The following is a 10,185-nucleotide window of genomic DNA, read 5'->3' as shown; positions in this document are numbered from 1 at the left end:
CTCGAAGATGTTGGGGCAGCCGGCCTCCTCACACACGGTGTGGAGGCCCTCCTTCTTGACCAGGTTCTTGAGCTGGACGAACTCCGGGCCCATCTGGACCTTGGCCTTGATCCATTCCGGCTTCCGCTCCACCGGGGTGGCCGCATTGCGCTGCTCGATGCGCAGCATCTTCCGGCCTTCTGGTGCCAGTGTCACAGTAGAGCTCCTTCGGGGGTTGCAACTAGGGCGTCTTCATTCTTGCGCAGTTCTTCGACGATCCGCGAAACGAGGTCTGCCGGGGCGACGTCGCGGCCGGTCTCCCGGGCGATGGTGGTCACGCCCGCATCGGTGATTCCGCAGGCGATGATCTGTCCGTACGGGGCCAGGTCATTGTTGCAGTTGATGGCGAATCCATGCATGGTCACGCCCTCGTTGACCCGGATGCCGATGGCGGCGATCTTGCGGGCGGGACCCTGGTCATCCTCGGCGATCCAGACACCTGCGCGGCCCTTGATCCGGACAGCGGTGATGCCGTAATCGGCGAGGACAGCGATGATCACGGCCTCCAGCCGTTCGACGTAGTCCCGGATTCCGGCTTTGTTCTTCAGCTTGATGATGGGGTAGCCCACGAGCTGGCCGGGGCCGTGCCACGTAAGCTTGCCGCCGCGGTCCACCGCCACCACCGGGGTGCCGTCGAAGGGGCGCTCATGGTCCTCCGTGCGTTTACCTGCGGTGTAAACGGCAGCGTGTTCGAGCAGGAGTACTGTGCTGGGGGCCTTGCCGGCCAGGACGTTCTCGTGGATTTCGCGCTGGAGATCCCAGGCATGCGTGTAATCCACGAATTCAGGGGCGAGACCCAGCTGTGTGAACTCAAGAGTCATGGCATCCAGCTTAGACCCCGGGCGCAATCCTGCCCGATACTGTGCCCAAGCTCTCATTCGGCTGCGGGCCCTCCGCGCTCCTGCGTCGCCTGTGGATAACTTCTGCAGGATGCTTCCGTTTCCGGTAATCCTTAAGCCATGGACGAGGTGGGGGAGGATACGGAGCGTTCCGAAGGCGAACCGGCGGTTCCGGGCTTCCAGGTCTGCCGCTGGCTGGGACGTGGCGGGAGCGCCGGGGTCTGGCTGGTGACCGAGGAAGCAACCGGACGGATGCTGGCTCTGAAGTGCCTGGGCGCAGGCGCGGGCAGTCCTGCCGCCTGGACAGGCGGAGTTCTTGAGGGCGACCTCCGCCGGGAGATCCTGATCCTGTCTGTCCTTGATCATGAGCATCTGGTTAAGGCCCGCGACGTCGTTCGGATCGGCGAACCCGGAGGCAACGGGTTGGGGCTGCTCATGGACTATGCGCCCGGCGGTTCACTGGGCCAGCTCATCCGCGCCCGCGGCAGGCTCAGCGTCGGCGAGACGGTGACCGTCCTGACGCCCATCGCGCAGGTTCTCGGCTACCTCCACGGCAGGGGATTCACCCATTCCGACGTCTCTCCCGGAAACGTGCTGTTTTCCGCGCACGGCAAGCCGCTGCTCGCTGACCTCGGCGTGGCACGGATGGTGGGGGATCCCTCCGGTGTTCCGAACCTTGGAACTGAGGGCTTCACGGATCCTGCTCCGGTGGATGCCGTCCGGGCAGGGCTCCAGCCCGAGCGCGATGTCTACGCTGCGGCAGCGCTGGGCTGGTACTGCCTGACGGGCGAGCCGCCCCTGCCGGCGGCCGACAGGCCCCCGCTTTCGGTGCTCGTTCCGGATGTTCCGGCTGAACTGGCCGCGGCCCTGGAGGCAGGCCTGAGCGAAGACCGACGACGGCGGCCGGCCGCCGCTGAGCTGGCCACGGCCGTCTACCGCAGCGCCCGCGCAACCCCCGTGGACCTGTCCCGCTCCGTGCACGCGACAGTTCTGCCCGAACTCCTGACGCGCCGGCAGGACATGCCGTCCGGCGGCCCGCACCGGGAACGGGTCCGGGCCTGGGGGAGGCGGCTGTCCACTTCCCCGTTGATTCTGGCGGTCGGGAAGCGACGCGGCGGTGGCCACGCCGCCGCGCCGCCCCGCCATGCCAGGCGGTTAGCGGCGGACAGTCAGCACCGCCCCTCCCGGAGGGCCGTAACCCTCAGCCCACAGCGCCGTCGTCGCACAGCAGCCATAGCCGGCATTCTCACGGCGCCGGCCATTGCCGGAGCGTTCCTGCTGGTGCCGTGGGCGCAGTCGTCGCACGATTTGATGGGAAGCCAGACGGGCCGTCCATCCGTGGCCCAGACCGCTTCGGCAGCCCCGGCCCCCGGGCCCGCTCCGGGATCGGGAACAGTTCCGGACGCCGTGCGGAACCAGCTTCGGGCGGGAAATCCCGCTGAAGCTGTCAGGGGACTGGCCTGGCTGCGCTCGATGGCCTTCAGGGAGGGAAAGTCGGAGCTGCTTGCCGAGATCAATGCACCCAACTCGCCGGCGGCGCAGGCCGACAGCAAGATCAGCGCACGGCTGCAGGATTCCGGAAGCGTCCTGGCCGGGTTCACCATGAGCCTCACCTCGGTCCGGACCCTGCCGGAAAGCACGCGGGCGCGAGCGGTGGTCGCGGTGACGTCAGCAACGTCCGGATACGAGGAACGGCTGGCCAACGGTACGGTGGTTGCCGCCAGCGGCCCGCAGCCCGGGCTTGAGCTCCGCCTGGTCCTCATGCCCGTGAACGGTGCCTGGCGGATTGCCGACATCCTGCCGGCGCGATGATGGCGGGATGACGGCGGACCTGCGGTCAGGAGCCGCCGGCCACCCAGCGGGCGGCAACCCGGAGCGAAGGATGCTGCCAGGTGAACCCGTCGCCCTGCAGCAGCGCGGGCTCCATCCGCTGGCTGGAGAGCAGGAGTTCGTCAGCCAGCTTGCCCATGACCAGCCGCAGCGCGGGTGCCGGCGCGCGGAGCAGTGCAGGCCGGTGCAGCGCCGCGGCGAGCTCCGCCACTAGCGTATTAACATCCGCGGCTTGCGGCGCTGAGACGTTGACCGGGCCGGAGAGGCCGGACGTCAGGAGGAAAGCGAAGGCGGAGGAAATGTCCGGAAGCGTGATCCACGGCCAATACTGACGGCCGTTGCCGAGGGGTCCGCCAACGCCCGCCCGCAGCAGCGGCAGGAGCCGTCCCAGCGCCCCGCCGGACCTGCTCAGCACCACGGCCGAGCGCGGCGTCACCACCCGGACGCCCGGCGGCGCCTCTCGGGCCGCGGCCTCCCACTCAACGCAGATCCGTGCCATGATGCCGGCACCGGCGGGTGACTCCTCCGTGACAAAGTCCTGGCCGGCGTCGCCGTAATACCCGGCGCCCGACTGGCTGATAAAGACCTTCGGCGGAGCGTCGAGGTGGCGCATGGCGGCCGCGAGCGTGCGGGTGGGATCGAGCCGTGAGCGGAAAAGTTCGTCGATCCGGCGGCGCGTCCACGGCCTGTCGCCGATGCCGGCCCCGCAAAGGTTGATGACGGCGTCGGCACCCTCAAGGCAGGCCGGGTCAAGGCCGCCGGCGGCCGGATCCCACCGGACCTCGGCCGCGGACTTGGGCGGCCTCCGGACCAGCCGGGTGACCTCATGTCCGTCCGAGATGAGGCGGGAGGAGAGATCGGATCCGATGAGCCCCGAGGAGCCGGCCATGACGATTCGCATGATCCATCTCACCATGTCCCGGCACGGGACGGCACCTCCCGGAAGCCTCTGTTGACTTTGACTATGATCGTACGATGACCTCTTCGAGCTACTTCCGATTCCCGCATGTTCACGGCGATCTGGTCACGTTTGTGGCCGAGGACGACGTCTGGATCGCGCCGCTCGACGGCGGCCGCGCCTGGCGCGTCTCCTCGCTTCAGCTGCCGGCCCGCAACCCCCGGTTCACCCCGGACGGCAAGCGGCTGGTCTGGACGGTCGTGCAGGGAACGGCGCCGGAAGTTGTCATCGCCGACGTCGACGGCGGCGGATACCGCCAGCTGACCTTCTTTGGCCACAGCACCACGAGGGTAAAGGGCTTCACGCCGGCGGGAGACATCGTGGTCACCAGCGCGTTCCGGCAGGCGGAAGGCCGCCACACGCATGCCTACCGGCTGTCCACCGACGGCGGCTGGGCCGAGGAACTCCCGTTCGGGCCGGTTGAATCGGTGGCCTTCGGACCCGAAGTCGGAGATGAAAAGCCGGTGGTCGTGGGCAGCGTCCTGTCCCGCGAACCGGCCTGGTGGAAGCGCTACCGCGGCGGCACTGCCGGGAAGCTGTGGATCGACGCCGACGGCAACGGCGAGTTTGAACGGCTGATGCCGGACCTTGACGGCAACCTGGCCGACCCCATGTGGGTCGACGGGCGGATCGCATTCCTTTCGGACCACGAAGGCTACGGCAACCTCTATTCGGTGCTGCCGGGCGGCGCAGACCTCCGGCGCCACACTGACCACGAAGACTTCTACGTGCGCCACGCGTCCACGGACGGCAAGCGGGTCATTTTCGAATCCGCCGGCGAGCTGTGGATCCTGCCTGAGCTGGCATCCGAGGCCGTCCGGCTGGAAATAATGCTCGGGTCCGCCTCGCAGGGCCGGCGTCCCGCCATGCTCAAGGCTGCCAAGCACCTCGGCGACGTCCGCCCGGACAGCACCGGAGCCGCCAGCGCCGTCGAGGCCCACGGCACCGTGCACTGGCTGCGGCACAAGGACGGGCCGTCCCGCGTGGTCGAAGCCACTCCCGGCGTCCGCGCCCGGCTTCCGCGTCCCCTGACGGACGGCCGCATCGCCTACGTCGCCGATCTTGAAGGCGACGAGGCCCTCTTCATCAAGGAGATTGCCCCGCAGCTGGAAGTGCAGGCAGAGGCGCCGGTTTCTCCGGCGGAACCTGACACGGCGCAGCAGGAACGCGCGTCCTCCGGAGTGTCCCTGCCACTGCCCGTGTCTGCGGCCGGGCTTGTGGGCCACGGCACCGGGCTGGCGGTGGCTGATGATTCGACGGCGGACGTCGCTCCCGCCGAGGCGGAAGACCAGGCCGGCCCGTCGGCGGGCACGGCAGGGGAACCGTCACCGGCGGGCCCGGTGTCGCTGAAGATCTCCTTCCCGAAGCCGTCCCGGGCCAGCGCCATGGAGACGAGCCCCGACGGCCGCTGGGTGGCGGTCGGCACGGCCTTCGGCGACGTTTTCCTGGCAGACACCCGCGACGGAACCATCACCGCCGTGACGAGCATCGGCGAAGGCAGCATCGAGGACCTGTGCTGGTCGCCGGACTCCGCCTGGCTGGCGTGGTCGGAACCCGTGACGTCGTTCGGTTCACGCAGCCGCCTGCGCCTCGTCCCTGTCACCGGCGGGGTCCCTGTCACCGGCGGACAGTCCGGGATCGTCGAGGTGACCGACGGCCGCTTCCGTGACGAGTCGCCGTCGTTCACGCGGGACGGAAAGTTCCTCGCCTTCCTGTCCAACCGCAGTTTTGATCCCGTGTACGACGGACATTCCTTTGACCTGTCCTTCCCCAGTCCCATCAAGCCCTACCTGGTGGCGCTGGCGGCGGAGACAGCATCGCCGTTCGGCCCCAGCGTGGACCTGTCCGTTGAGGCGGCTGCCGCACCCGCCAGCGCAGAAGAGCAGCCCGGGAAGCCCGCTGCGGTGAGGGTGGATGCCGACGGCCTGTCCCATCGCGTCATCAGCGTGCCTGTGCCGCAGGGCAACTACTCGTCATTGACGGCTGCCGAAGGCGCCTTGCTGTGGCTGGACAGCCCCCTCGCCGGTGTCACGGGCGACGGCAGGGCAAGCCTCGAGGACAAGAACGCGGCACCTGGCCTGGTCAGGTTCGATCTGGCCAAGCGCAAGACCGCCACCATCGTTGAGGCGCTCGACAGCTACAGCGTCTCCGGTGACGGCAGTAAAGTGGTGCTGGTCCACGACAAGCAGGTCCGTGTGGTGCCCTCTGACGCGAAAGCTGACGAGGAGTCCGGCCAGCTGGTCAAGGTGGACCTGACACGGATCCGCGTGCTGATGGACCCCCTCAGCGTCTGGGGCCAGGCCTTCGACGAGGCATGGCGGCTGCAGCGCGATTTCTTCTGGACCGAGGACATGGCCGGCCAGGACTGGGCTTCAATCCACAAGCGCTACCGGCCGCTGGTCGGCAGGCTCGGTTCGCACGACGACCTCGTGGACCTGCTGTGGGAGCTTCACGGCGAACTCGGCACCTCCCATGCCTACGTCCGGCCGGCTGCCGTGACTGAGAACGGCAGCAACGGCCAGGGACGCCTTGGCGCCGACCTGGCGTTCACGGGGGAGGGCTGGGAAATTGTCCGTATCCTTGCCGGTGAATCCTCGGACCCGCTGGCCACGTCGCCCCTGACCCGCCCGGGAGCCGACGCCAAAGCGGGCGACGTCCTGCTCGCGATCGACGGCGTGCGGCTGACGGAAACGCTCACGCCAGCCATGCAGCTGGTCGGCGCCGCCGGCCGCGCGGTGGAACTCACCATCCGCAACGGAGCCGGTCACGGCCCGGCAGCAGGAGCCCAGCGCCGCATTGCCGTCGTTCCGATCAAGGACGAAGAGCGGCTCCGGTACCAGGACTGGGTGGCCGCGAACCGGCGCACCGTCCGCGAAGCGTCAGGCGGAAGCTTCGGCTATCTGCACGTCCCCGACATGATGGCCAACGGCTGGGCGCAGCTCCACCGCGACCTGGACACCGAAACGGCGCTGGACGGGCTGATCGTTGACGTGCGGCGCAACCGCGGCGGGCACACCTCCCAGCTCGTGGCAGAGCTGATCGGCCGCAAGGTGACGGGCTGGAGCATGCCGCGCGGCGAGAAGCCGCGGACCTACCCGCACCACGCACCGCGCGGGCCGGTCATTATCCTGGCCGACGAATTCGCCGGTTCCGATGGCGACATCATCACCCAGGTGTCGAAGCTCCGCGGGATCGGCCCGGTGATCGGGACGCGCACCTGGGGCGGAGTGGTCGGCATCGACAGCCGCTTTACGCTGGCGGACGGCACCGGGGTGACCCAGCCGCGCTACGCGACCTGGTTCGCCGGCGGCGTGGGCTGGAGCGTCGAGAACTACGGTGTTGCACCGGACATCGAAGTGACGTTCCCGCCGCACGCCTATGCGGCAGGACGCGACCCGCAGCTGGAATACGGAATCGGCGCCCTGAAGGAAATGGTCCAGGAGCTTCCCACAGACCGGCCGCCGGCCCGCGAAGGCTACCGCCGGCTGCGCCCGGAGCCGCTGCCGGCCCGCCGGTCCGCGGACGGCTGACCCGGCTCATCCCGCACAAAAGGCCCTGCTCCCGGCTGGATTCTCCAGACCGGGAACAGGGCCTTTTGCTGTGTGGCTCCAGCCGCTGGGCAGCCGGGGCCTGAAATCAGGAAGCCGCGAGTGTGGCGTCCAAGGTGATGTCGATGCTGGCCAGGGCACCGGAAACAGGGCAGCCGACCTTGGCTTCCGCTGCGATCTTCTGGAATTCGTCTTCCGAAATGCCAGGGATCCTGGCGTTGACCGTCAGGTGGCTGCCGGTGATGCCAGTGCCGGGCTTGAAGGTGACATCTGCCTTGGTGTGCACCTCTTCCGGCGTGTGCCCGGCCTGAGCCAGCATGTTGCTGAAGGCCATGGAGAAGCAGGCCGAGTGCGCTGCCGCAATCAGCTCTTCCGGGCTGGTCTTGCCTTCTGAGGCCTCCGTGCGGGCCTTCCAGGTGACCTCGTAGGTTCCCAGTCCGGAGCTGTCGAGCGTCGTGTTGCCGGCGCCTGTGATCAAGTCGCCGTTCCATACAGTGTGTGCGGTGCGTGTTGCTGCCATGTCCACTCCTTAGCTTGGGTTCAATCAGGACCCGGCTGACGCCCGATCCTTCCTGGACAATCCTATGGACTAGCCGGCCACGGCGCACGGGCTGTCCGCTGTCAGAGGATTATGACCAATCACAGACGCGAACGACGACGGCGACGCACCCCCGCGGAAGGTGCGTCGCCGTCGTCGTCGTGAAGAGGTCGTGAAGAAAAGGGGGCAGTCAGTTCCAGAGCGTGGCGATGGCCACGTTCAGGAGCGCCAGGCCGCCGACGCTGTGCGCCAGGCCGGCAGAGATGTTCTCGCCCTTCTTGTACTTCCGCCGGCCCATGAAGGCCAGCACGCCGACGGCCAGGGCGATGGCGAACTTGATGCCGAGCTTGAAGTAGTTGGCGTCCATGTTCAGCGCGGGAATCAGGCCCATCATGACGATGCCGGTGATGAGCTGGAGAGCCGCGCCGTCAAACTGCCGGGGGTGGACGGTGGGCTTCTTCATGTTGCCGATCCAGATGCCGACGATCATGGCGGCGCCGACGATGTGCAGGAAGACCATGATGTTATAGACGATTATCATGGCATCAGTCTAGCCAGATGCTTCTACGCTTCGTAGTAAGCCCGGGCGCGGGTCGGAATGCGATTATCAGGGACGAAAAACGGCGGCGGCCGCCCGGTCCGCCCGTGGTTTCCCACCGTGTCCCGGACGGCCGCCGCCGTCGAAATTCCTGGAGCCTAGAGTCCCAGATCCGCTTCGAACGCGCCCTCTTCAAGGCGGGCCTTGAGCGTCTGCAGGAAGCGTCCGGCGTCCGCGCCGTCCACCAGGCGGTGGTCGTACGTGAGCGACAGGTACATCATGGACCGGATGGCGATGGAGTCGTCACCGTTCTCGTCCGTGACCACCACGGGGCGCTTGACGATGGCCCCGGTGCCCAGGATGCCGACCTGCGGCTGGTTGATGATCGGGGTGTCGAACAGGGCACCGACGGAGCCGATGTTCGTGATGCTGAACGTGCCGCCGGAGAGCTCGTCCGGACCGATCTTGGCGTTGCGGGTGCGGTCCGCAACGTCGGCGATCTTGGCGGCCAGGCCGGCGAGGTTCAGGGTGCCGGCGTCGGAAATGACCGGAACCAGCAGGCCCTTGTCAGTGTCGACGGCGATCGCCAGGTGCTCGGCGTTGTGGTAGGTGATTTCCTGCTTGTCTTCGTCGTACGCAGCGTTGAGCTTGGGGTGCTGCTTCAGTGCCTCGGCCACTGCCTTGGCGATGAACGGCAGGAAGGTGAGCTTGACGCCGTTCTGGGCCTGGAACGAGTTCTTGGCCTTGAGGCGGAGCTTGGCCACCCTGGTCATGTCCACTTCGTGCACCTGGGTCAGCTGGGTGGAGACATCCAGCGACTCGCGCATGCGGCGGGCAATGACCTGGCGGATGCGCGGGGCCTTCTGCGTGGTGCCGCGCAGCGATGATGCCGCCGCGGATGCTGCAGCCGACGGAGCGGCGGAAGCGGCAGCCGGTGCGGCAGCCGGGGCAGGCTTGGCCTCGGCCGCGGCCAGGACGTCCTGCTTGCGGATGCGGCCGCCGACGCCGGTGCCGGACACGGAGGAGATGTCCACGCCACGCTGGTTGGCCAGCTTGCGGACCAGGGGAGTGACGTAGCCGGACTCGCCGCCGGCGGCAGGTGCCTCAGCCGGGGCAGCCGCCGCAGCCTGGGGAGCCGGTGCCGGAGCTTCTGCCTTGGCCGGAGCCGGGGCAGGTGCCTCGGCCGGCTTCTCGGGTGCAGCAGCCGGGGCAGGAGCCTCGGCCGGCTTCTCGGGGGCGGCGGCGGGTGCCGGTGCGGCGGCAGGGGCCGCGGCGCCGGAGCCGATGACCGCGAGGACGGAGCCCACCTCGGCCGTTTCGTCTTCGTTGACGCGGATTTCCTGGAGCGTGCCGGCGACCGGCGACGGGATTTCGGTGTCCACCTTGTCCGTGGAAACCTCGAGCAGCGGCTCATCCACTTCGACGGTGTCGCCAACGGCCTTGAGCCAGCGCGTCACGGTGCCCTCGGTGACGCTCTCGCCCAGGGCGGGGAGGGTCACTTCGTGGCCCTCGCTGGCCGGAGCCGGTGCCGCTTCGGCGGCGGGCGCTTCCTCAGCAGGTGCCTCAGCGGCCGGGGCTTCCTCGGCCGGTGCGGCTTCGGCGGGGGCTGAACCGCCGCCTGAACCGTCACCGATGCGGACCAGGGGAGCACCAACTTCTGCGGTCTCGTCTTCGGCAACGAGGATTTCCTCGATGATGCCGGCGATCGGAGAGGGGATTTCAGTGTCTACTTTGTCGGTGGAGACTTCGAGCAACGGCTCGTCCACTTCTACCCGGTCACCTACCTGCTTGAGCCAGCGGGTGACGGTTCCTTCGGTGACGCTCTCACCGAGGGCGGGCAAGTTAACGGATTCAGACATGTCGTCCCCGTTCTCCTTATTGATCTTTTGTGCGGA

General features: G+C 68.1%; 7 protein-coding genes and 1 pseudogene. 2 read left to right on the top strand and 6 right to left on the bottom strand.

The window, feature by feature from the left end; translation table 11 throughout:
- Positions 1–195 (bottom strand): annotated as a pseudogene (locus ASG92_RS29805) (lipoyl synthase); the annotation flags it as partial.
- Positions 192–860, bottom strand: coding sequence for a lipoyl(octanoyl) transferase LipB (lipB, locus tag ASG92_RS12515; RefSeq protein ID WP_056628688.1), 669 nt, complete (start codon positions 858–860; stop codon positions 192–194). The pseudogene ASG92_RS29805 and the gene lipB, both read right to left, overlap by 4 nt.
- A gap of 138 nt (positions 861–998) precedes the next feature.
- Between lipB and ASG92_RS12510 the strand changes: the two genes are divergently transcribed.
- Positions 999–2,690: a protein kinase gene (locus ASG92_RS12510; RefSeq protein ID WP_056628685.1), complete on the top strand. Its 1,692-nt coding sequence runs from the start codon at positions 999–1,001 to the stop codon at positions 2,688–2,690.
- A 25-nt stretch (positions 2,691–2,715) separates the two neighbouring features.
- Here the strand turns inward: ASG92_RS12510 and ASG92_RS12505 are convergent, their stop codons facing one another.
- Positions 2,716–3,609: a TIGR01777 family oxidoreductase gene (locus ASG92_RS12505; RefSeq protein ID WP_056628682.1), complete on the bottom strand. Its 894-nt coding sequence runs from the start codon at positions 3,607–3,609 to the stop codon at positions 2,716–2,718.
- Between the two features lie 74 nt (positions 3,610–3,683).
- Between ASG92_RS12505 and ASG92_RS12500 the strand changes: the two genes are divergently transcribed.
- Positions 3,684–7,196, top strand: a complete 3,513-nt coding sequence (locus ASG92_RS12500) for a S41 family peptidase (protein ID WP_056628681.1) — start codon at positions 3,684–3,686, stop codon at positions 7,194–7,196.
- A gap of 106 nt (positions 7,197–7,302) precedes the next feature.
- On the opposite strand, the gene ASG92_RS12495 is transcribed toward ASG92_RS12500, so the two are convergent.
- The 3 genes from ASG92_RS12495 to sucB all read right to left on the bottom strand — a co-directional run bounded on the left by ASG92_RS12495 (position 7,303) and on the right by sucB (position 10,149).
- Positions 7,303–7,734, bottom strand: coding sequence for an OsmC family protein (locus tag ASG92_RS12495; protein ID WP_056628678.1), 432 nt, complete (start codon positions 7,732–7,734; stop codon positions 7,303–7,305).
- 208 nt (positions 7,735–7,942) lie between these two features.
- Entirely contained in the window at positions 7,943–8,293 is a 351-nt protein-coding gene (locus tag ASG92_RS12490) for a hypothetical protein (protein ID WP_056628674.1), read from the bottom strand.
- A gap of 155 nt (positions 8,294–8,448) precedes the next feature.
- Positions 8,449–10,149 carry a 2-oxoglutarate dehydrogenase, E2 component, dihydrolipoamide succinyltransferase gene (sucB, locus tag ASG92_RS12485; RefSeq protein ID WP_056628671.1) on the bottom strand — a complete coding sequence of 567 codons (1,701 nt, stop codon included), beginning with the start codon at positions 10,147–10,149 and terminating at the stop codon, positions 8,449–8,451.
- Positions 10,150–10,185: the final 36 nt, after the last annotated feature.

This window comes from Arthrobacter sp. Soil736 (assembly GCF_001428005.1).
GTDB lineage: Bacteria > Actinomycetota > Actinomycetes > Actinomycetales > Micrococcaceae > Arthrobacter.
This window is presented reverse-complemented; position numbering and strand designations above follow the sequence as displayed.

Bases quoted from the DNA above. Each gene is read 5' to 3' on its own strand.
- lipB (WP_056628688.1), bottom strand. From the start codon at position 860: ATGACTCTTGAGTTCACACAGCTGGGTCTCGCCCCTGAATTCGTGGAT.
- ASG92_RS12510 (WP_056628685.1), top strand. From the start codon at position 999: ATGGACGAGGTGGGGGAGGATACGGAGCGTTCCGAAGGCGAACCGGCG.
- ASG92_RS12505 (WP_056628682.1), bottom strand. From the start codon at position 3,609: ATGCGAATCGTCATGGCCGGCTCCTCGGGGCTCATCGGATCCGATCTC.
- ASG92_RS12500 (WP_056628681.1), top strand. From the start codon at position 3,684: ATGACCTCTTCGAGCTACTTCCGATTCCCGCATGTTCACGGCGATCTG.
- ASG92_RS12495 (WP_056628678.1), bottom strand. From the start codon at position 7,734: ATGGCAGCAACACGCACCGCACACACTGTATGGAACGGCGACTTGATC.
- ASG92_RS12490 (WP_056628674.1), bottom strand. From the start codon at position 8,293: ATGATAATCGTCTATAACATCATGGTCTTCCTGCACATCGTCGGCGCC.
- sucB (WP_056628671.1), bottom strand. From the start codon at position 10,149: ATGTCTGAATCCGTTAACTTGCCCGCCCTCGGTGAGAGCGTCACCGAA.